Genomic DNA, 21,567 nt, shown 5'->3' on the forward strand with positions numbered 1-21,567 from the left:
CTCCCGTGGACCAGCATGATCCCGGTGACGAGCAGCACCAGCGGAGTGACGATCATCGCGGTGATCGCGGCGGTCAGCTGCATCGGCAGCGCGGTGATGACCACGCCGAGCCCGGGGACGGACGCGACGGACGCGACCGCCGTCCGGCCGATCTCGATGCCGTCCAGCCGGGACGCCGGGACGAGCGCGACCAGCGGGAAGAGCATCGCCTCGTACCAGGGGAAGTAGACCGGCGACACCACCGTCCAGGCGAGCCCGAACGCCAGCGCCACGCGCACGTCCGGCGGCGGCGCCTCCCCGCCGCGCGGCAGGAGGCCGCGCAGGAACACCACCGCCACCAGGACGGTCAGCGCGAGGACGCCCCACGACAGCACCCACGACGGCGGCCGTCCGCCCGTCCCGATCATGATCATCTTCCAGGGGCCGATCCAGGACGGGTCCGCGCCGCGCGCCACCAGGACCCGGATCGCCTCCGGCCCCGTCGCCAGGTACCCCGGGACCAGCACGGCCGACGCGCCGAGCGCCCCACCGGCGACGGGCCACGGCGACCGCCGCGCCGCCCACACCATGCCGAGGCCGAGCAACGCGAACGGCGCCTTCGATCCGACCGCCGCGCCGAGCAGCACGCCGGCCGCGACGCCGAACCCCACGGCGCCGGGCCGGGAACCGGGCCGCAGCGCGCGCCGGCCCGCCCACAGCGCCGCGATGGCGAGGCCCGCGCACAGCCCGTCGACGTGCCCGCCGCCGATCAGATGCCAGAGCAGCAGCGGGTTCAGCGTCCAGAGCAGGTGCGCGCGGGCCCGGCGGGCCGGGTCGCGCTCGGCCATCCGGTCGAGGGCGAGCGCGCCGAGCGCGAACGCCGCGCCGTTCCACACCTTCAGCCAGAAGATCGTCCACGCCATGGACGTGCCGCCGAGGCGGGACGCGGCCCATTCGGTCGCGGTCGCGACCGGCCCGTACACCGACGGGGCGTCCTCCCACGACTTCGTCGTCAGCAGCCCGATCGGGTCACCGAGCCGGCGCAACTCGATGGGCGTCATCTCGTAGGGGCTGTGCCCGAGGACGCTCATCCGCCCGAACGCCGCGTAGTTCAGCATGTCGGACGAGCCCATCGCGGGCAGCAGGACGAACACGGCCGCGATCAGCAGCCCGCCCGCCGCGAGCACACGGGGCCGCGGACGCCAGCCGCGCCGCAGCGCCGCGAGGCCCGCCATCGTCCCGCAGGCCCCCGCGATCAGCGCGAGCCACAGCGCGATGATGAGCGCCGACGGGGACGGCCGGGCCCCGAGCAGGCACAGGCAGCTGTCGGTGGTGACGACGGCGCCGGACGGCCCCCACAGGCCGGCCGCGGTGATCACGCAGACGCAGGCGCCGATCGCCGTGACGGCCACCGCGCCGAGTCCGCGCCCCGAGGTGAGGAGGCTCCGCACGTCCCCTACTTCCGCACGTACACGGAGGCGGTCTTGTCCTGGTAGACGCGCTGCCAGTGCGGGCTGAGGTCGAGCAGCCGCGTCAGCGGATGCTCGGTGTGCCACATGACGACCGAGACGCGGTGCTCGTCGAGGACCTTCTCCCAGTTCGGCTGGACGTTCAGCACGTCCAGATACTCGAACAGCAGCTTCTTGGGATACATGTCGTAGCGGTCGTCGATGAAGACCTTCTGCTTCGACGAGTACTCCAGGAGCGTGTAGGCACCCCACACGTCCGAGGTGAAAAGCCGCTGTCCGAGCAGGCCGCGGTCCTGCATGGCGTGCATCGCCGCGACCGGGTAGTCGTCGAGCTCGTAGTTGGGCTTGGTCGCGAGGTTCCCGACCCAGATCGATCCGGCGGTGACGATGGCCGCTATCAGCATCCAGTTCGTGCGGCGCCCCGGGTCGGGCCGGGGGCGCGCCAGCAGCCGCGCGGTGATGGGCAGCGTGACGAGGGGCGCGACCGCGATGTTGCGCAGCGCCCACATCCCGAGCAGCAGGAACGGGATCGCCACCACCACGTCGCGGCGGGACGGCCGGTTCGGCGCGAGCGCGAAGACGCCGACGACGACCGCCGTCCAGGCGGCGAACAGCGCGCCCTGCGGGGTTCGGAAGTCCGGGGAGCCCCATTCGGCGACGTTGGCCAGGAAGTCGCTCATCCCCATCAGATGGAAGGGGAAAGTCACCATCTCGTAGCCGTACGGGTTGGCGAAGCAGAGGACCAGGGCGATCAGCGAGCCCTGCAGCAGGCGGAGCTCACGCCCGCGCCACGGCGGACTGCCTTCGAGCCATCGGCCGAGCAGGTGCAGGACGAGGTATCCGCCGCCCAGCACCCAGCTTCCGTGCACGTTCGCCCAGAGCATGATGATCAGCGGGATCCAGATCAGCGGCCGGCGGCCGAGGCCCGAATCGGGCAGCTCGACCACCCACACCAGCAGCAGGAACGCCAGGATCCCGAGGAACAGCGGCCGCTCTCCCCACAGCATCGCCGTGGCGAGCACCGCCGGGACGTTCAGGAACACGCCCTTGACGTGGTCGCCGCCGATCCTCAGTACCAGCCGGTACGCCAGGTAGGCGGTGATCCCGCCGGTGATCGCGCACAGGACGCGGACACCCATCGGGCCCGCCAGCCGGTCGAGCCCGGCGTAGAGCACCTCCGCCAGCCACGACTGCAGGACCCAGTGGGCCTCCGGGGCCGTGTAGGAGAACGGGTCGCCCGCCGGGAATCCGTGGTCGAGAATCCACCGGCCCGTCCGCAGATGCCAGAAGTAGGAGTTGTCGCTCAGCCGCCCGAATCCCATGGCACAGCCGAAGACGACCCACGCCGCCGCGAACACGGCGCCCATACCGGGATGCCGGAAAAGGCGCCGCGGTGATTCCAGCGGCTTTTCCTCCGCGGAATCCGCCGTGCCGGAATCGATCTCCGTTCCGGCGTTGGCGTCGGCGCTCACATCGGTTTCCGCATCGGTCTCGTCCGAGGCACTCGACCGTCGCTGTGCAAGTGGACGCATAGTCCCCGACGCTAGGCGCGGACGCCCCCGAATGGCAGGGTCCGCGGGCCCAAGCACGGGCCTAGGCCCCGGGACCAGGTGTTCTCACGCGGCGCAGCGCCAGCGCCCCCACGAATGCAACGGTCACCACGAACAGCACAGTCGGATTGATCAGGCCGGCCATCAGGATGACGAGTTGCTTCGTCGCGGGCGAGGTGAATTCCATCACGACGCCCGGCAGGGACGCGAGCGTGGAGAGCAATGCCCTCCACAGGGTCAACTCGTCCAGGCGCGACGCCGGCCACAGCGCGAGCAGCGGGACGAGCATCGCCTCGTACCACGGGTAGTAGACGGGAGTGATGAGCAGCCAGCCGAGAACAACCGCGACACCGACCCGGACTGAGGTCTCCCGTTCCTCTCCCTGGTCGTGGCGGGGCAGGGACCGCAGGATCAGCGCCGCCACGCCGGCCGAGATCGCGAGTGCCCCGTAGGACAGCATCCAGCCTGGCGGCGGCGCGCCGGCCGCCACGGAAAAGAGCGTCCAGTAGGTGATCCACGACGCGTCGGCACTCCGCTGCAGCACGGCGGTGATGGCCTCGGGCCCGGTCGCCAGGTAGCCGGTGAGAAGGACCGCCGCCGCACTGAGGCCGACCGCCGCCAGTATCCGCGGCGAACGCCGCGCCGCCCAGGCGACACCGATCCCCAGCAGTACGAACGGCGCCTTCACCGCCACGGCGGCGCCGAGCGCGAGGCCGCACGCGACCGCGGGCCACAGCGGACTCCCGGGCCGCAACGCGACGCGCAGCGTCCAGAGCGCGATGACCCCGAACCCAACGGCCTGCCCCTCAATGTGGCCGCAGGCCACCAGGTTCCAGAGGACGAGCGGGTTGGCGGTCCAGAACAGGTGGACCCGGAGTCGTCTCGCGGCGTCCGGTCCGGCGAGGTGGTGGAGGACGAGCGCCGCGACGGCGAACATCACGAAGTTCCAGATCTTCAGCCACGCCACCGTCCACGCCATTGAGGCGCCGCCGAGTGCGGAGGCCGCCGTCTGGGTGAGGGTCGCGAGCGGCCCGTACACCGACGGCGTGTCCGTCCAGGGCCCCGTCACCCACCGGCCGACCGGATCGCCGGACTGGCGGAGGTCGGCCGGGCTCATGGTGAACGGATTGTGGCCGAGGTTCGCGATCCGCCCGAACGCCGCGTAGTTCAGCATGTCGTGCGAGCCCATGGCCGGGAGCAGCGCGAGAGCGAGCGCCGCCACCAGGCCCCCGGCCAGCAGGCGACGTGGATCGGGCGTCCAGCCGCGCCCCACGGCCATGACCCCGCCTGCCAGGCCGCAGGCACCCAGGGCGAGTGCCGCCGCAAGCACCAGCGTGGTGCCCATCTCCCCCAGGGCGGGACCGGGCAGCGAGGGGTCGTGGTCGGTCGTCACCACCGCGGCCGACGGTCCGAGCAGGCCGATCATCGCGATCACCGTGAGGCTCGCACCGATCGCGGCCGTGGACGCCGGCCCGGAGAGACGAGGGCTCCGGCGGCCGGACGGGCCTGTCCGCTCGTCCTGCCGCCGTTCCCTCGTCCCTGCGGTCACTTGATGGGAAGGCCCTTCAGCACGATCGTGTTGTTGAACCACGGCAGCTCGACGTCGACGGACGTGACGCCGGCCGGCACGTTGTAAACGTCGGTGTAGGTGACGCTCTCCTGGGGCTTGAGACCACCGCGAGCGTGGTTGGCGAGCTGGGTGCACAGGCAGGAGTCCTCGCTGTTGCGCACCGGCCAGTAGCGCATCTTCTCCGCCGGGTCGAGCAGCCGGGCGCCGTTCGTTGAGGGAGCCGAGTACTCCAACGACTGGGGTTTCCCGAGCCCCGAGGCGACGGCCATCTCCTTCTTGCCCATGTTCGTCATCGTCCAGTTCATGGTGACCAGCCCGCCCGAACCCCGGTGCACGAGGTTGACGTCCAGCTTCAGGTCGTTGGCCGCCCTGTCCAGTTCCTGGGAGGACTGGATGTTCGGCCGGACGGACCCGACGATCGGGAGCGCGCCCCCCGAGGTCGCCGAACTCGGCGGCGCGGCCTGCGTCGGCGGCGCGGGCTCCGGTGGCCGCGCGAACGTCACGGCGACACGACGGTTCTTGCGGCGCCCTTCCTCCGACCCGTTGTCGGCGACGGGGTCGGCCGAGCCGTGGCCGGCCGACTTGTACGTGACGCCCTGCCGGGTGACCAGGCCCTTCAGTTTCGCCTCGACGGCCTGCGCGCGGCGCTGCGACAGCGGGTTGTTGATGGCGTCGTTGCCGGAGTTGTCGGTATAACCGTCGATGGTCACCGTCGTGCCGCGGGACGCGTCGATCTGCTTGGCCACCTTCCGCAGCGTGGCGTCGGCCTGGGGCGTCAGGTCCGCCTTGTTCAGGGCGAACAGCACGTCGGCCGACAGCCGCACCCGGGTGTCGTTGCCCTCCTGGTCGATCGCCTCTACGTCCCCTTCGGACGTGCCGATCAGCGGCCGGACGACCGGCTGGCCCAGCTGCGCCGTCTTGGGGTCCACGGTCTGGTCGGGTGCGGGCCCCGCCGAGCCACTCGGGATCGCCACGTCGGTGAAGGGCGTGGCCAGCGGCACCCACACCATGACGTTCTTCACCGGTGGCGCGGGAAAGACCGCGTACATCTCCTGTGGCTTGCCTGGCTGCACCTCCGTGTTCGCCACGTCACTGCACAGGCAATGGCCGTCCCCCGTCGACAGCGGTTGGTACATCTTGTTGCCTACGCCATCGATGAGCGCGATGCCGCCGGAGCCCAGCAGCCCCGCGACCTGGTTCTCCCTGCCCATGTCGGCGAGTGCGCCGCTGAGCCGGATTCGCTGCTGACCGTCGTTGACGACGCGGATCCGCAGGGTCACGGTGTTGTTCGCCGACGGTGTCAAGGCCAGGAGCTCGGCGTGCGCGGGACCGTCGGCGTGGGCCATGGGCTGCGACTGCAGGGCCTTGGCCGGCGCCCCGCTCTGGCCGCCGCCCCCCGGCGGCGGAGAACTGCTCTTGCCGCCGCCTCCCCCGTCGCTGCAGCCCGACAGGACGAGGGCGAACGCCACGCTCCCCACCGTGCAGAGCCGCACGCCACGGCCAACGACATCGGCCGCGCGCACCGGACGCCGCCGGTTGTTGTCTCCCATTGACTGATCCATTAATCCGTCCGCCATCGAATCGCCTGACAGAACAAGAACAAACAACGGCGAAAGGAAACCGCCCAGGAGGGGGTTTCCTTTCGCCGTTGCCCTACTTTGCAGCCCGACCGGATTCTCGCAGGCGGAACCCGGATCAGGTCGCGGAGCCGTCGAAGATCTTGGTCAGGGCGCCGCTCACCGCGGAGTCGAGCTTCTTGATGATGCCGGCCGCGTACAGAGCCGCCACGATCGCGCCGACCAGAACCAGAAGCGCCGCGTACTCGATGAGGCTCGCGCCGCGCTCCCGGTCCTCCCGGATCTTGTCGACCCGGTCCATCACGAAAGTCTGAAGGGTCACATAGAAGTACGTGGGGTTCATTTCCTGCCTCCTGGCTCTCTGGTCCCTCCGCGTTGATGACAACATTAGGGAGCCGAGTGCCTTTACCCCAGGGCCCGGCGGCCCAATTGACCGCGAAATAAGGGCCCAATCGGCATTGGGCCCAGGAGCCCACATTGCCGCTTCCGCGGCCGGCGCCCGCGGGCCGGCCGGCGCCGCGCGGGCAGGTCACCGGCCCTCCGAACCGGCCGTGCCGAGCCAGCACGCGATCGCGGACGCCCGCGAGGTCACCCCGAGCTTGGCGTAGATGCGGTTCACATGGTTCTTGACGGTCTTCTCCGCCAGGAACAGCCGGCCCGCGATCTCCCCGTTGGAATGGCCCTGCACGATCAGCTGCATGACCTCGGCCTCGCGGGCCGACAGCCCGTAGCGATCGGTGTCGGGGGCGTCGAAAGGCCGGTTCGCCGCCCGCGCCCCGGCTTCCGGCGCGGGCGGCGGCGCGGGCGGGTCCGCCTCCTGGCCCGTGGAGCCGCCGAGGCCGCCGACGAGCGCGGAGACGGCGGCCTGCGACAGGGAGTGCACCCCGCTGATGGCCCCGCGCACCGCCGCGGCGAGTTCGTCCGCGGAGAACGTGCCGTGCACCAGGTAGCCCGTGGCGCCGTTCCCGATCGCCTCGCGGATCACCCGGTCGTCGTCGGTGTAGGTCAGCATGATGACGCGCGTGGTGGCGCTGAGCGTCTTCACGGCCGTCACGCCGTCCATCAGCGGCATCTGCACGTCCAGGAGGACGAGGTCGGGCTCGACCTCCGCCGCCAGGTCCAGCGCGGTGCGGCCGTCGCCGGCCTCGCCGACCACCTCGAACCCCGAGGCCTCCAGCAGCGAGATGAGCCCGGATCTCACCACCAGGTTGTCGTCGACCACCATGATCCTCGGAACGTTCAACTCAGCTCACCTCGGCCAGACGTTCATCAGCGGGACTCGTTCGGGGCAGCCGGGCCGTCACGGTGGTACCGCCGCCCAGCTCGGACAGGACCGTCACCGTGCCGCCCACCCGGGCGGCGCGCTCGTGCAGCCCCACCATCCCGTAGTGGCCGTCGCGGGCGAGCACGGGAAGCTCCTTGGCCTCGAAGCCCTTGCCGTCGTCGCGGACGGTGCACACGACGCTCTCGCCCTCGACCGCGAGGCGGACCAGAACCGAGCGGGCCTCGGCGTGCCGCGCCACGTTGGTCAGCGTCTCCGACAGGATCGCGACCGCCTCGTAGCGGGCCAGGGGCGGGAGTTCGGCGCGCTCGTCCAGTTCCAGGGTCAACTGCACGCCCGCCTCGTCCGCCCACGCGCGCGCCCTCTCGTCGACCGCCTGGCGCAGCGACTGCAGCACCGACGGGTCGCGCAGCTCGGCGAGCAGGGTGCGGGCCTCCCGGGAGGCGATCTCCGCGGCGGCCGCGATGCGCTCGGCCTCCGCCACGCCGCGCGACGGCTCCTTGCGGATCCAGACGGGCAGCGTGGACGCGGCGAGCGAGATGCCGCGCAGCGTCTTCGCGAGCGAGTCGTGCATCTCCCTGGCGAGCCTGGCGCGCTCCTCCGCGGCGGCGGCCACGACCTCGGCCTGGCGGTGCGCGTCCTCCACCCGGGAGTGCTCGTCGAACAGCCGGCGCAGCGCGGCGCCGGCGAACCCCGCCAGCGGGTAGAAGGCGGGCTGCCCGACCACGGACTGGAAGGTGTCCAGGACGACGGCCTCGTTCTGCAGCGAGAACGCCAGCGTCCCGTAGTAGAGCACGATCTGGATCACGCTGACGCCGAGGACGCCCGGCCACCGGTACAGCAGCCCGGCGACGGCCGCGGTGATGACGGTCGACAGGAAGAACGGCCCGGACGTCCCGCCGATGCCGAGGACGGCGAAGGACACGCAGATGTCCAGGGCCAGCAGGATCGGATGCGCGACCAGCCACGGGACGAGCAGCTGCCAGTGGTTCGCCGCGAGCCAGGACAGCACGACGATGCACGTCACGAGCACGAACGCCTGCGGGACGAGCCGGTCCCGCGGTATCAGCAGCAGCGTGATCGCGGCGACCAGCATCCGCACCTGCATGAGCAGCTGGAACGCCGCCCCGACCCGGTCGGGCAGCGTCTCTCGCGCGCGCTCGCGGCGCTCAGTTCCCGAAGAATCCACCAAGGTTCGCTCCCGAGCCGAAGAACATGCCCCCAAGGACGAGCAGCATCACGGCGGGCAGGGTGAGCGCCGTGCTCACCGCGGTGATCTGCGGGGTGGTGCGCTGCGCCTTGCGCTTCGCCCACTGCGACGACTCGCGCCGCATGTCCGCGCTGATGTCCATGAGCGCCGTCTGCAGCGGCGCGCCGAGCTCCTCCGCCTGCAGGAGCGCGGTGACGAACGACGACAGCGCTTCGGAGTTGTTGCGCTCGCGCAGATCCTCGAACGCCTCGCGGCGGGACGTGCCGAGCTCCATCTGCCGCAGCGCGACCATGAACTCGTCGGCCAGCGGCCCCGGCATGCTGCCCGCGACCCGGCCGAGGGCCACCCGGAAGCTGAGGCCGGCCGACACCGTTACGGCGAGCACGTCCAGGAAGTCGGGCAGCGTCCGCTGGATGGTGTCCTGCCGGGCGTTCATCCGCCCGCGCAGGACGCCCTCGTTCTGCAGGGCGCCGAGGAGGCAGAGCACCCCGAAGATCGGCTGCCCGATGGCGATCATCAGCAGCGCCAGCGTGGCGAACATGACCACGTACCCGGCGGTCGTGCGCGCGTAGGACTCGACGGTCATCCCGCCGGGCCGTCCCGCCGCGTCGATGCGCTTGCGGATGCCGGCCCGCCACGGCGCGAGCAGTTCCATCGTGAGACCGGTGAACGGCCGGCCGACGACGTCGGCGATCACGTTGAGGATGAAGGCGTCGTTCTTCTTCGCCGACTTCTGCTTCGCCGGCACCGCCGACGCCGCCACCCGCTCCCCGGCGCGCGCGAGCGAGAAGCCCCACACGGCCGCGACGACGCAGAGCGCCCCCGCCAGCCCCATTCCGAGAACCATCATCGCGACCTCAAATGTCGATCCGGGTGATACGGCGGATGATGAACAGGCTCAGCGTGAAGAAGATCGCGGCGACGCCGAGGATGATCTGCCCGATGATGTGCCCGCTCATGGCGCGCAGCGCGCCCGGCTGGATGAGGTTGACCATCACGATCGAGCCGAGGCCGAGGACGCCGATGGCCCAGTTGCTGACCACCGCCTCGCCCATGATCGTCTTGACCTCGCGGCGGATCTCCTTGCGCTCCTCCAGCGTGGACGCGATCGTGCGCAGCGCGGTGACCAGCGAACCGCCGGCCCTGGACGACACCACCAGCGTGCTGACCAGCACCCCCAGTTCCCGGGACGGCAGCCGTTCGGCGAGGTCGCGCAGCGCGTCCTCCAGCGACTGGCCGAGCCGCAGCGCGTCGGCGGTGCGGCCGAGCTCGGTGTGCGCCGGGTCGTCGAGCTCGTCCGCCGCGATCTCGATGGCGGTGCGCAGGACGAGGCCGGCGTTCGTGGCGTTCGACAGCACCCGCGCGAGGTCGGGCAGCTGCGCGATGAACGCCTCCTTGCGCCGCTCCTCGCGGCGGCCGAGGAAGGCGAAGAACGACCAGGCGACGCCGGCCGCGGCCAGCACCCCGAACAGGGGCGCCATCCACTCGCCGATCAGGAAGATCGCGGCGCCCGAGCCGACCACCATCAGCAGCAGGAACGTCGACACCCGGATGCGCAGCCCGGACGCGGCGATGCGGCGGGCGAGGGCCTTGCCGAACTCGGTGCGGCGCAACGCGATGTCCAGCCGGTCGCGCAGCCCGCCGAGCGCCCGGTCCTCGGCGAGCGCGGACCGGGCCGCGAGGCGGCGGCGCCGCTCGAAGCCGGTGGCGAGGTCGCCGACCGCCCACACCGCGACCGCCAGCGTGGCGGCGAGGATCAGCAGGATGGCGGGGAGCGAGAGGCTCACGAGACCTCCCTGATCTCGGCGGGGTCGTCGCTGACGCCGAAGACCGGCGGCATGCTCTCCCCCGCGTGGAAAAGCCGGTTGGCGAGGTCCTTCGGCAGCGCATGGGGCTGGAAGTCGCCCCGGACGACCCGGTCCGGGCCGATCGGGCGGGACTTGAAGTGCATGACGCTGCGCAGCGCGAACGCCTCCCGGTTTCGGGAGGCCACCACGGCGACCTCGGTGATGCGGCGCGTCCCGTCCGGCCCGCGGCTGAGCTGGACGATCACGTCGACCGCGCTGTTGATCTGGTCGCGGATCGCCTCGAACGGCAGCTTGACGTCGCTCATGCTCGCCAGGGTCTGCAGCCGGTAGATGGTGTCCTCGACGGAGTTGGCGTGCACCGTCACCAGCGACCCGTCGTGACCGGTGTTCATCGCCTGCAGCATGTCCAGGGTCTCGCCGCCGCGGACCTCACCGACGATGATGCGGTCCGGGCGCATGCGCAGCGCGTTGCGGACCAGGTCGCGGATCGTGATCTGGCCCTTGCCCTCGATGTTCGGCGGGCGCGACTCCAGCGGGATCACGTGCTCCTGCTTCAGCTGGAGCTCCGCGGAGTCCTCGATCGTGACGATGCGCTCCCACTCCGGGACGAACGCCGACAGCGCGTTCAGCATCGTCGTCTTCCCGGTGCCGGTACCGCCGGAGATCACGATGTTGAGCCGGGCCCGGACGAAGGAGGCCAGCAGCATGCCCGTCGCCGGGTCCATCGAGCCCATCGCCGTGAGCTGCTCGATCGTGTACGCGCGGGGGAACCGCCGGATCGTCAGGATCGGGCCGATCAGCGACAGCGGCGGGATGATGACGTTGACGCGCTCGCCGGTCGGCAGCCGCGCGTCCACCATCGGGCTGGACTCGTCCACCCGCCGGTTCACCTGCGCGACGATCCGGTCGATGGTCTGGTAGAGCTGGTCCTCGCTGGCGAACCCGTTCTCCAGCCGCTGCACCCGGCCGGCCCGCTCCACGAACACGTGGTCCGGGCCGTTCACCATGATCTCGGTGACGGACGGGTCGGCCAGCAAGGGCTCCAGCACCCCGAGCCCGAGCGCCTCGTCCACCACCCGGCGGATCAGGTTCGCCCGCTCCCCGGCGGCCAGCACCGGGCCCTCGCGGGTGATGAGCAGGCCGGTGACCTTCTCCAGCCGGGCCCGCCGCTGCGTCATGGACAGCGCGGCCAGCTCGTCGAGGTTGATCTCCTCCAGCAGCCGCGCGCGCCAGTGGCCCACGGTGTTGCGGCCGGTCCGCTCGGACGACGACCGGTCCTCTTCGAGTCGATCCTTGAGCGCCATCGGTCACCCCAGCGGCATGGTGACGGTACGGGTGACGCCGAAGTCCAAGGGAATCCCCTTCCAGATCACCGGGACCTGGGCCCTGACCCGGCAGTAGACGGCGTCGCCGCCGTTCACCGTCGTCGGCCCGCCCTGGATCGAGTAGTCGTTCAGCCAGGACGGCATGGCGTTCTGCGCCCACCGCTGGCAGGCGCCGGCGTCCATCCGCTTGCTGGCCTCGCGCGCGCCGGTGCGCGCCGCGTTCTCGACGCGCTCCACCGTCGTCGAGGCCATGTACGCCTGGAACGCCAGGAAAATGATCATCAGGACCAGCGGCAGGACGGCGGCGAACTCGACCGCGGCGGCGCCGGCGTCCGCCGCCGGGCGGCCGGCGCGGTGACCCGCGCGGGAGCGCTCGCCCATGTCCTCACTCCCCGTCCCGCTCGTCGACGATCTTGGATTTGGTGGAGATGCCGAACGGCGTCCGCCATCCGGGCAGCACGGCGGGGCAGTCGATGGTGACCTTGACGTAGCCGCCGCTGACCTGGATGTGCAGGTGCTCCCGGTCGGCCCACGGCCCCGACACCCGGGCGACGGCCCGGCGGCGCACCTCCTCCCGGTTGGCCAGCGCCTCCGGCGTGGGGCGCTGGTCGTAGCCGATGACGTTCACGGCCCGGGCGGCCTCGTTGGCCGCGTGGCTGGAGTACATCGAGGTGAGCCCGATCATCACGACCTGCCAGACCAGCAGGAGCAGCGTGCCGACGAGCGGCACGATCGCGGCGAACTCCACCATCGCCGAGCCGCGGTCCCGGCCGCCGCGCGGCGGCTGCTGCGGCGGCGCCGGGCCGAGCAGGGACAGCTCGGTGGCCACCCGCCCGACCGCCTTGCGGAACTCGCCGTTCTTGACCGCCATCGGCGACCCGGTGTTCGCCGCGTCCTCCAGGGCCCGGAAGTTCGCCGGGACCGTCGACTTCAGCAGCGGCGACCCGACCATCTTGCGCGCCAGATCGGGCTGGATCTCGTTGCGCTTGTCGTGCCGGGTCAGCAGCACCCACACGTCCTCCTCCTTGCGGATCTGCAGGCGCGACCACATCCGGGTCATCCGCTTGCTCCCGCGCATCGAGGGCACGTCCGGGGTCGCGGTGATCACGACCGTGTCGGCCAGCTCCACCGCCATCGCGTTGGCCTCGGTGACCTGGCTGCCGGAGTCGACGACCACCACGTCGTACCGGGACCGGATCACCGTGAGGATCTGCCGGACCGCCCGCGCCGAGATCTCCTCGGCGTCCTCGCCGTGCGGCGGGGACAGCAGCAGGTGCGGGCCGGCGGGGTGCACGAACAGCGCCTCGGCGACGACCGCGCCGTCCAGCCCGTCGGAGGCGGCGGCCAGATCGGCGACGCTGTGCCGGTGCTGCACGTCGAGGTAGACGGGGACGTCCCCCGCCTGCAGATCGAGGTCGACCAGGCAGACCCGGCGGCCCGCGGCCGACAGTGCGATCGCCAGGTGTATCGCCACCGTCGTCGTCCCGGTGCCGCCCTTGGCCCCGCACAGCGTCACCAGCGTGCCGAGCTGCCCGGTGACGGGGGCCGCCTCGGAGGAGTCGAAGTGCCGCCGCATCGTCCGGGACCAGTCGGCCGCCTGGGCCACCCGGTTCTGCAGCTCCGCCAGGGTCGGCTCGCTGCCGATCACGCCGCGCGCGCCCGAGCCCATGGCGGCGGCGAAGGTCTCCGCCGTCGCCTCCTCGGCGATCAGGATGACCGCGAGCTGAGGATGGCGCACGACCAGCTCGCGGATCAGGTCCAGCGCGGGCAGCGGGCCGATGTCCTGGTGCACCAGGACGACGTCCACGTTCGGGACGGCGCCGACCGCGCTGATGACGTCGCCCGAGACGGACTCGAGCACGACGATCTCGACGTCCTGCAGCTCGTGGAACTGGCCGTTGAGGGTGGTGGCGACCTCGCGGTCCCCGATGCCGAGCACTACCTGGATGGTCATCTGCGTCACCTCGCCGGGATGGTCGTGCAGACCGGGGTGAGCCGCACGTCGTCGGGGGCCAGCCCGGATCCGCCGATCAGCGCGAGGCGGATCTTGTTGGCGAAGCTCTCCTCGCGGGTGAGCTTCAGGCTGTCGGCGGCGCTGAGCGCGAACGTCACCGGGACCACCTGGTTCTTCGCCTGCGCGTTCTTGTCATCGGCCTGCGTCGTGATGGTGCCGATCTGGATGACGCGCGCGGACTTGACGATGCGGGCGGCGCACGACGTCTGCCGGTTGCTTTCGGCGGCCTGGTAGGTCGCGTAGATGTCGACGACCATGCCCTCGTGCACCTTGCCCGCGACCCCGGTCTCGGCGTCGATCATGATGGCGATCTCACGCTGGCCCGGTTGCAGGTTGGGCGCGGTGACCAGCATCCCCTGCTGCAGGTAGGCGCCCTGGGGGAGATCGGCGGCGGCGACCTTGCCGGTGAGCTGCGAGACATCGCTGACCATGGTCTGCGGCGTCCACTTCCGCGGTACCTGGACACGTTGCAGCATGGGCTCGGTCACCTGGGTGTAGGCGGGCACCGGCTGCTTGAGCTGCAGAACGTCCGTCTTGACCCCGACCTCCGCCCGCACATCGCCCACGTATCCGACGATGCCGACGAAGACCACGATCGAGCCGACCGCGGCAAGGATCATCAGCAGGACTCCACGTCGCTGGCGCGGGTTCATGGGACTCCGTTTCTGCTACGACAGCGCGTCGTTGGTAGGGGACGAGCGGAACCGGACCGTCCCCGGTCGGAACGGCCAGTCCTCGTCGGCGGTCTGCTCCGGCGCCGAGCCGTTCGCCGGCGGCGAGCCGTTCGCCGGCGGCGCGGACGGGGGGATGCCGGACGTCGCCCCTGACGGGGGCACGCCTCCCGCCGGCGCGTCGCCGGCCGGTCCCGCTTCGGCCGCGCCCGTCTCGAGCGAGATCCACCCGACGACGCCGTCCGGCGGGACCGTGCCCGGGTGCCGGACGTTGAGCGTGTGGGCGGACGCGCGGCCGTTCGGCATGGGCGTGCGCCGCGTCCGCGGCGACGGTTCCTGCGTGGGCGAGGGGTCGTTGGCGGTCTCCGCGGGAGCGGCGGGGGCGGCGGGGGCGGCGGGGGCGGGAGCGGGCGGCGCGGGAGCGGGCTCGCGGGGGTCGGATCGCTCGGGGTGAGGGGCGGCGAGGACCTCCGGCGCCCTCGCCGGTTCCGGGCCGGGGGGCCGTGCGGGTTCCGGCCGTGTCGGTTCCGGCGGCGCAGGTTCCGACCGTGTCGGTTCCGACCGTGTCCGGTCCGAGCGTGTCGGTTCCGAGCGTGTCGGTTCCGAGCGTGTCGGTTCCGGAGGTGTCGGCGGAGGCTGCGGCCGCGTCGCCGGCGGCCTGGTCTCGGGCGGCCGCTCCGGCGGGACGGGCTGCGCCGGGGCGGACCGCGGTGGCGGCTCCGGCGGCGGGGCGCCCCCTGGATCGTGGCCGGGCGCGGGCGCCCAGGAGGCGCCGCCCGGCGGCGCGGAAGCCGCCTCCGGCTCGGGCTGGGCCATCGCGCAGAAGGCGCACTGGGGGGTGGCGGTCGGCTCCCCGCACCATGCGCAGGGCCGGCAGATCGTCGCGCTCAGCAGTTCGTGCAGGGCCCTCGGGTGGCCGCTGAACGCCACGTACTCGACGTACTTCTTGGTTCCCCAGAAGGCGGGCGTGAGGGGCTGCTCGGCGACGGCCGTCACCGACACTGCGCCGAGCGCGGGCTGGAGCCGCTCACGCAGCCATTCGAGGTCGCCGTTGGCCTGCGTGAGGATCAGCAGGACGGGGGCGGGCGGACGCCGGGTGATCACTTGCACGGGCTGCGCCGCGGTGATCCGGTGCACGCCCTCGTCGGGCGCGGCCGAGACGGAGAACGCTCCAGGCAGGTACGAGGCGACGTGCTTGCCCAGGCCGGTCTTGATGTGCTCGAGGTTGGCGACGCTGTTGACCCAGGCACCGGCGTAGAGGGCGTCCGCCAGCCGCGGGGCGAGGCCGGCGAGCAGACCAGGCCGGACGTGCATGGAGACGAAGGCGAGCTGGTCTGCGACCAGCGACAGCGCGAGCGGGGGCAGCGCGAGCTGGATCCCGGCGATCCGGTCGGTGAAGAGCGCCGCCCTGGCGAGGCGCACGAGGCGCTCCCCGTGCGCGGCCCGCCACGCGGGATACAGCACGACCACGGCCCCGCTCCGCCGCAGCGCCTCTTTCACCAGGTCGATGAACGCCGACGTCGCCTCGGGGCCGGGCGGGTGGCCGAAGCGGTGGGCCGCACTCGTTTGCAGGATGCCGGTACTGGGGATATCACCGACCAGCACGACCTCAGTCACAGCGACTCCGCATGGTTCGCAGCCCTGCCGAGCCGATCCCTCCCCGCTCGTACAGCACAGGCGAAACCGTCACCGCATTGCTCTCAATAAGGCGGTATTGACGATAGCCACCACAGTTGTCAGCGCTCAAGCGAGTAACCCTTCCAACTGGTGAACCGTGCTTAACCCGTGAGTATCGCATTCTTGGACGCTGCCGGAATACTACCGGTTCACGGCCCCGCCAGATCTGCCGAAGATTTCTCATGCCAGCGCGCTGACCTGTGCGAACATCGGCGCGGAGTGTTCCGCGCCGGGCGCTGCCGTGTCATCGGCCACTGCGGTGCTTCCTCAGCTGCGTCATGGAACGTGCCAGTCCCTCCTCCCAAGATCATCGCAGATATCGAGAGTCCGGCCCCAAGTCCACTTTCGGCCTCGTTTTTGGGCCCCAGGGCCCTGGACATCCGCGAGAAAGAATGCATGGGCCCGGTGCGCGCGGAATCGGGCGGCGGTAGCCCGCCGCGGCGGGCCGAGGACACCGGTCGCGCAGGGCGCGCTCACCTCAACGTGTGACCGCGGCCGGGTCCGGGATCGTCGCTCTCGCGAGCAGAGCGGATCAGTGCACCGCGGAGTCGTGCCGGGGTGCGGCGCGACTTCGTCAAGCGAGGGCGAACGAAGCCACAATTTGCTCCGCCTGCGCGGGGAGCCCGCCCTTTTCCGCCTCTATTTTCACGAAGCAGTAACGCTCTGCGGAGATCGGGACGCGTACCGTAATGCCGTCGACCGAGGAGCCGTCCGACTTCGCCGAAGAGTAGGTCGCCCGGTAAGCGGGCTTGCCGCTCACCGTGACATCGGTGATGCGCGAACTCGGTTCCAGGGCCTGCTGCTTCTTCTTCAACTGCTCCAGGGAAGATCCGGTGAGGCCACCGCTGTCGCAGCCGGCGGACAGATGCGGCGCGAATCCCGAGGAGACCGATCCGTCGATCGCGAACACGGTGCCCTGCCCGCGCTGCATGGAGAGGAGCTGCTTGGTCAGCGAGCCCCGTTCACCGGTCAGGCCGTAGGAGGTCTTCACCACCGCCGAGGAGTCGGTCGTCGGATCGACTTCCTTCCAGCCCTTGGGGAGTTCGAGCGAGATCCCGCTCTTCCCGCCGCCGAGTCGCGTGCCGCCGGAACCTGCCGCGGCGGACGGCGCCTCCTGAGAAGGCGCCCCCTGGGACGGCGTCCCCGGAGAAGCGGAGGTCTTCGCGTCCTTGTCGCTCGAATCACCACCGCATCCGCTGAGGAGCACACTCAGGGCACAGACGATGGCGAATCCACGACGAGCCATTTGGGTCCACCCACATGCGATCGGATTTCGGCGGGACGGTAGCGCGTGACGCTAGCAGACCCCGCCGCGTACGCCGAATGCGACGGCGTCCGTCCAGCGCCGGGCGGAGGGCAGGCTCTAGAGTCTTCTTGTAGCGGCCCCACACTGGAGACGACGGCGATGACGAATCCTTCGGACCCCGGCCACCCACCGCGCCCGCAGGCGCCCGGTCCGCCAGGAGGCCCGTATGGCGGGCCGCCGGGTCCGCCGCAGCCGGGCCCCATTCCCGGCCCGCGCCCGCCGAGCCCGGGTGTCCCGCAGGAGCAGCAGGGGTGGGTTCCGCCCGAGCGAACCGACAAGGGCCTGCTGGGCGCCCTCCTGGACGCCAACTTCGACTCGCTGGTGACCCCGAAACTGCTCAAGCTCTTCTACGTCCTGTCGATGGTCATGGTCACCCTGGAGTGCCTCGCCCTCGTCGGGTTCGCGATCTGGATCATCTCCCTGGACTTCTACTGGGCCGTGGCCGTCCTGCTGATCATCGCCACGCCGCTGGTCTGGTTCTTCCAGATGCTGTTCGTCCGCATCTTCATGGAGGCGGTGGTGGTCCGCTTCAAGCAGGCCGAGTATCTGCGGATCATCAAGGACAAGGTCTAGACGGGGCTGCTGGTGGGCGAGTTCGACGGGACGCCGCCGCGGGACACGCGGCGGGACGCCGGGGCGACGCGGCGCGACGGCGCGCGGGTGCCCGGGCCGCGGACGGCGGCGGACACGACGCGGGACGGGGCGGCGGCCGGCGATTCGCTGATGCGGCTCCCCGCGGTGCTCGGCGAGCGGTACGCGACCGTCGCGGAGCTGCCGGTCCAGGGCGCCGAGTCCGACCTGCTGCTGGTCCGGGACGCGCGGGGCGACGAGTACGTGGTGAAGATCTTCCGCCGCGGCTACCGCGCGGACCGGGACGTCTGGGCGAAGCTGCCCGCGCTCGACTCGCCGAACGTCCTGCGCATCCTGGAGACCGGGCACGCGGACGGGCGCGACTACGAGATCACCCCGTACGTGCCGGACGGCAACCTGCGGGCGCTGATGCAGGCGGGCCCGCTCCCCGACGGGGCGGTGCACGAGGTCGCGGCCCAGCTCGCGGCGGGCCTGGCGGCGCTGCACCGGGCCGGGATCGTCCACCGGGATCTCAAGCCGGAGAACGTCCTGGTGCTGGGGACCGGGCCGTTGCGGCTGGCGATCGCCGACTTCGGGCTGAGCAAGGTCCTCGACCAGAGCATGGTGTTCGCCTCGTCGTCGCGGACGCTGGCGTACGCGGCGCCGGAGTCGCTGTCCGGCCAGGTGTCGCCGGCGCGGGACTGGTGGTCGCTCGGCATGATCGTCCGGGAGCTGGCGACGGGACGGGCGCCGTTCCAGGGGCTGAGCGAGACCGTGGTGGTCGACCATCTGGCGACGCGCCCGGTCAGCGCGGACGATGTCCCCGACCCGAGGCTGCGGATGCTGTGCCGCGGGCTGCTGACGCGGGATCCGCGCAGAAGGTGGACGGGCGAGCAGGTCCGGCAGTGGCTGGACGGAGGCTCGCCTCCAGTCGCCGAGGAGAGCGCGCAACCCGAGGCGGGTAGCGGCCTCCCCTTCAAGGGCCGCCGCTACAGCAGAAGGGACGAACTGGCGCGCGCGCTTGTCGAGAACTGGGATCACGCCGCGCAGTACTTCTTCGGACGCGGCGAGTCGGGCGAGGCATGGCGGAGCCTGCGGGATTGGCTCGCGGCCGTGCCGGACGACAGCCGCATCGGTCTCATCGACGGCTACCTCATGACGAGGCTGCCACCGGACGTGAAGCTGCTGCATCTCGTGCGGTGGCTGGATCCGGCGCTCCCCCCCCACTTCCTGGGCCGCCGGGTCACCGGTGACGATCTGCACGGGCTGGCCGCGCTGGCCGGCGACCACCGCCACCCCGATCACCGCACGGCCCGCCTCATCGGCCGGGCGCTGTGGGAGCACCATCTGCTGCACGTCCTGGCGGGTTTCGAGGGTGCCGAGGAGCTCGCCCGGGTCGACGACCAGTGGCGCGCTCACGTTGCGGCGTGGAACGACCTCGTCCGCTGGCTGCGCGAGCAGGACACCATGCCGCCGGGGACGGCGCGGCGGCTGCCGGACGCGGAGGCGGAGGAGCCGCCCGCCGTGCTGCTGACGCTGCTCGCCCTGGCGGCGCGTCCTGCGGAGACGGACCGGCTGATCGCGGAGGGCGCGGCTCGGGCGCGCGAGACTGTCTCCGATCCGGCACCGTGGTTCACCTGGATGGCGGACGGGGCCGGCGCCGATCCGCTGCGGCTCCTCGCGGTGGCGCGCGCCGCGCCCGAGGCCGTCCTGGAGAGCGAGTCCCGGGCACGCGACCGGCGCACCGCCGAGCAGCGCGACGAGGAGCTGCGGGCGCAGTGGGCCGAGCGGGAACGGCAGCGGCTCGCCGGACGCAACGCGGCCACCGCCAAGGCCGTCCTGTGGACGTTGCCGGTGCTGTTCTTCTGGCTCATCGGCAGCTGGGCGGTCGGTTCCCTGTTCGGCGGCGGCAGCGACGGCGGGACCGCGTCCGTCGGCGTGCACAGTTCTTCGGCGGGCTTCTCCTTCGGCACGCTGGCCGTCGTGTCGCTGCTCGCCTGGGCGGTGCAGTGCGGCAGCGAAGTCCTCGTCGCGCGCGCGCAGGGCAAGGACTATCTCCTCTACGGCCCGTGGTCGATGCTGTCGGGTTTCCTAGGGGCGAGCAGTCGCGGGTTGTCGAAGGCGTCCCAGACGATGTCGGGCGCCACGCGGCGGACCGGGCGGCGCGGCTGCGGCGTCCTGCTGATCGCCGTGACGCTCCCGCTGCTCCTCCTGCTGCTCCTGCTCGCGGCGCTGACGTCGATCGCGAGCCTGCTCTGGCTTCTCGTCCTGATCGCCGTCCCCGCCGCGCACGCCGTGGCGGCGGGTGTGCGGCTGCACCGCTGGCGGCAGGCACGCACGATCGGAGGATCTTCTTGAGCAGCGGGATCGACGCGGACATCGCGCTGGACGCGGCGGTGGTGCTCAGCCTCGGCATGAACCGGGTGCTCGGGCGCGGCGCAGGGCTGGCCGGGCGCGGCGCGGAGGCCCTCGCCGCGCTCGCCGCCGGGCGGGCCGAGGCGCGGGCGGCCGCGCTCGCCGAGGTGGAGTCGCACGAGAGCGCCCTGCGCGAGGTGGTGGAGCGCAACGCGCGCATCGCGGCGCTCGCCGAGACCCGCGCGAAGATCGGCGCGGAGGTGCCGCTGCCCGAGCCGCTGCGGCCGGACGAGCAGGGCCCCGACGAGCTGACCGCCTGGTGCGCGGCCACCGACCGTGCCCTGGACGAGGCCGAGCGGCACCTGTCCGAGCACCTCGCCGCCCAGGTCAGCACGCAGATCTTCGCCGCCCCCGCCGAGGGCCTGCAGGCCGACGTCGCGTCCCCGAGGACGCCCCCGCCCGGCGCCGACGACGTCCGGCGCGACCTCGAACGGATCATCACGCGGCTGCTGCCGGACGCGGCGGACGCCGAGCGGCGGGCCGTCGCGGAGGCGGCCCGGCTGCTCGCCGGGGCCGGGACGGCGGAGGAGGCCGAGGGCGTCCTGCAGGAGGTGCGGCTGCGGATCCAGGCCGCCAACCGGCGCACCGAGGAGCGGCGGGAGCGGGAGCGGCGGCTGGCGGCCGAGCGGGACGCCGCCGAGCAGGCCGAGGCCGAGCGCCGGTACGTTCTCGACTCGATCACCGCCGCGTTCGAGGACATGGGGTACGAGGTCCACGCCGGGTTCGAGACGCTGACGGCCGAGGACGGCACCGTGACGCTGACGAAGGGCGCCTGGCCCGACCACAGCGTCCGGATGCGGGTCGAGGACGCCGCGCACGTCCGGGCGTCGATGGTCCGCGAGCGTCCCGCCGAGAGCGAGGACGACCGGCGGGTGGACGTCGAGCGGGAGCGGGAGTGGTGCGAGGCGTTCGAGGCGGCGCGGGCCCGGCTGGCGGACGCGGGGATCCGCTCGGACGTGGCGTGGCGGCTGGAGCCCGGCGTGCGCGAACTGCCGGTCTCGGCGCGGTCACGGCAGACTAGGGGACGGGCCGGGCAACGCGAGCGCCATCGCGAGCGTCATAACTGAGATGCCGGGGGACGGAATCATGGAGTGGGGCGCAAGAGGGCGTCTCCCTGCGCAAGGCCGCCGCCCCGCAGGGGAGC

17 protein-coding genes and 1 pseudogene are annotated in these 21,567 nt (G+C 71.9%); 3 read left to right on the forward strand and 15 right to left on the reverse strand.

What is annotated here, in order from left to right; all coding sequences use genetic code 11:
• Positions 1–569 precede the first annotated feature (569 nt).
• The 15 genes and pseudogenes from mptB to SM418_RS02340 form a co-directional block, all read right to left on the reverse strand.
• Positions 570–1,535 (reverse strand): annotated as a pseudogene (gene mptB / locus SM418_RS02270) (polyprenol phosphomannose-dependent alpha 1,6 mannosyltransferase MptB); the annotation flags it as partial.
• Positions 1,436–2,920: a hypothetical protein gene (locus SM418_RS02275; RefSeq protein WP_371938567.1), complete on the reverse strand. Its 1,485-nt coding sequence runs from the start codon at positions 2,918–2,920 to the stop codon at positions 1,436–1,438. The pseudogene mptB and the gene SM418_RS02275, both read right to left, overlap by 100 nt.
• Positions 2,921–3,041: 121 nt before the next feature.
• Complete coding sequence (locus tag SM418_RS02280) at positions 3,042–4,547, reverse strand: MptA/MptB family glycosyltransferase (RefSeq protein ID WP_371938566.1); 1,506 nt, start codon at positions 4,545–4,547, stop codon at positions 3,042–3,044.
• Positions 4,544–6,118: an OmpA family protein gene (locus SM418_RS02285; protein WP_371938565.1), complete on the reverse strand. Its 1,575-nt coding sequence runs from the start codon at positions 6,116–6,118 to the stop codon at positions 4,544–4,546. The genes SM418_RS02280 and SM418_RS02285 overlap by 4 nt, the downstream gene beginning before the upstream one ends.
• Before the next feature lie 145 nt (positions 6,119–6,263).
• On the reverse strand, positions 6,264–6,488 hold the full coding sequence (locus SM418_RS02290) for a hypothetical protein (protein WP_371938564.1): 225 nt from the start codon (positions 6,486–6,488) through the stop codon (positions 6,264–6,266).
• Between the two features lie 186 nt (positions 6,489–6,674).
• On the reverse strand, positions 6,675–7,388 hold the full coding sequence (locus SM418_RS02295) for a response regulator (protein ID WP_371938563.1): 714 nt from the start codon (positions 7,386–7,388) through the stop codon (positions 6,675–6,677).
• A 1-nt stretch (position 7,389) separates the two neighbouring features.
• Positions 7,390–8,616, reverse strand: a complete 1,227-nt coding sequence (locus SM418_RS02300) for a sensor histidine kinase (protein WP_371938562.1) — start codon at positions 8,614–8,616, stop codon at positions 7,390–7,392.
• Positions 8,597–9,487: a type II secretion system F family protein gene (locus SM418_RS02305; RefSeq protein ID WP_371938561.1), complete on the reverse strand. Its 891-nt coding sequence runs from the start codon at positions 9,485–9,487 to the stop codon at positions 8,597–8,599. The genes SM418_RS02300 and SM418_RS02305 overlap by 20 nt, the downstream gene beginning before the upstream one ends.
• A gap of 7 nt (positions 9,488–9,494) precedes the next feature.
• On the reverse strand, positions 9,495–10,424 hold the full coding sequence (locus tag SM418_RS02310; RefSeq protein ID WP_371938560.1) for a type II secretion system F family protein: 930 nt from the start codon (positions 10,422–10,424) through the stop codon (positions 9,495–9,497).
• Positions 10,421–11,749 carry a TadA family conjugal transfer-associated ATPase gene (locus SM418_RS02315; protein WP_371938559.1) on the reverse strand — a complete coding sequence of 443 codons (1,329 nt, stop codon included), beginning with the start codon at positions 11,747–11,749 and terminating at the stop codon, positions 10,421–10,423. The genes SM418_RS02310 and SM418_RS02315 overlap by 4 nt, the downstream gene beginning before the upstream one ends.
• 3 nt (positions 11,750–11,752) lie before the next feature.
• Entirely contained in the window at positions 11,753–12,151 is a 399-nt protein-coding gene (locus tag SM418_RS02320; protein ID WP_371938558.1) for a TadE family protein, read from the reverse strand.
• 4 nt (positions 12,152–12,155) lie between these two features.
• Positions 12,156–13,724: a CpaE/TadZ family protein gene (locus SM418_RS02325; RefSeq protein WP_371938557.1), complete on the reverse strand. Its 1,569-nt coding sequence runs from the start codon at positions 13,722–13,724 to the stop codon at positions 12,156–12,158.
• Between the two features lie 5 nt (positions 13,725–13,729).
• Positions 13,730–14,404 (reverse strand): Flp pilus assembly protein CpaB, encoded by a 675-nt coding sequence (gene cpaB, locus SM418_RS02330; RefSeq protein ID WP_371938556.1) that lies wholly within the window; start codon positions 14,402–14,404, stop codon positions 13,730–13,732.
• Positions 14,405–14,452: 48 nt separating this feature from the next.
• Positions 14,453–16,072 carry a hypothetical protein gene (locus SM418_RS02335; protein WP_371938555.1) on the reverse strand — a complete coding sequence of 540 codons (1,620 nt, stop codon included), beginning with the start codon at positions 16,070–16,072 and terminating at the stop codon, positions 14,453–14,455.
• Between the two features lie 634 nt (positions 16,073–16,706).
• Positions 16,707–17,378, reverse strand: a complete 672-nt coding sequence (locus SM418_RS02340) for a hypothetical protein (RefSeq protein WP_371938554.1) — start codon at positions 17,376–17,378, stop codon at positions 16,707–16,709.
• A 159-nt stretch (positions 17,379–17,537) separates the two neighbouring features.
• Between SM418_RS02340 and SM418_RS02345 the strand changes: the two genes are divergently transcribed.
• The 3 genes from SM418_RS02345 to SM418_RS02355 are packed head-to-tail and all read left to right on the forward strand — an operon-like array spanning position 17,538 to position 21,490.
• Positions 17,538–18,011, forward strand: coding sequence for a DUF4282 domain-containing protein (locus tag SM418_RS02345; protein ID WP_371938553.1), 474 nt, complete (start codon positions 17,538–17,540; stop codon positions 18,009–18,011).
• A 12-nt stretch (positions 18,012–18,023) separates the two neighbouring features.
• Complete coding sequence (locus tag SM418_RS02350) at positions 18,024–20,366, forward strand: protein kinase domain-containing protein (protein WP_371938552.1); 2,343 nt, start codon at positions 18,024–18,026, stop codon at positions 20,364–20,366.
• The gene (locus tag SM418_RS02355; RefSeq protein WP_371938551.1) at positions 20,363–21,490 is read left to right on the forward strand and encodes a response regulator receiver protein; all 1,128 of its coding nucleotides are present in this window, start codon (positions 20,363–20,365) and stop codon (positions 21,488–21,490) included. The genes SM418_RS02350 and SM418_RS02355 overlap by 4 nt, the downstream gene beginning before the upstream one ends.
• Positions 21,491–21,567: the final 77 nt, after the last annotated feature.

It is taken from the genome of Actinomadura chokoriensis, assembly GCF_041463665.1.
GTDB classification, from domain to species: Bacteria; Actinomycetota; Actinomycetes; order Streptosporangiales; family Streptosporangiaceae; genus Spirillospora; species Spirillospora chokoriensis_A.

Coding starts and splice junctions, on each gene's coding strand:
- SM418_RS02325 (WP_371938557.1), bottom strand. CDS start 13,724: ATGACCATCCAGGTAGTGCTCGGCATCGGGGACCGCGAGGTCGCCACC.
- SM418_RS02320 (WP_371938558.1), bottom strand. CDS start 12,151: ATGGGCGAGCGCTCCCGCGCGGGTCACCGCGCCGGCCGCCCGGCGGCG.
- SM418_RS02315 (WP_371938559.1), bottom strand. CDS start 11,749: ATGGCGCTCAAGGATCGACTCGAAGAGGACCGGTCGTCGTCCGAGCGG.
- SM418_RS02305 (WP_371938561.1), bottom strand. CDS start 9,487: ATGATGGTTCTCGGAATGGGGCTGGCGGGGGCGCTCTGCGTCGTCGCG.
- SM418_RS02285 (WP_371938565.1), bottom strand. CDS start 6,118: ATGGGAGACAACAACCGGCGGCGTCCGGTGCGCGCGGCCGATGTCGTT.
- SM418_RS02340 (WP_371938554.1), bottom strand. CDS start 17,378: ATGGCTCGTCGTGGATTCGCCATCGTCTGTGCCCTGAGTGTGCTCCTC.
- SM418_RS02290 (WP_371938564.1), bottom strand. CDS start 6,488: ATGAACCCCACGTACTTCTATGTGACCCTTCAGACTTTCGTGATGGAC.
- SM418_RS02345 (WP_371938553.1), top strand. CDS start 17,538: ATGACGAATCCTTCGGACCCCGGCCACCCACCGCGCCCGCAGGCGCCC.
- cpaB (WP_371938556.1), bottom strand. CDS start 14,404: ATGATCCTTGCCGCGGTCGGCTCGATCGTGGTCTTCGTCGGCATCGTC.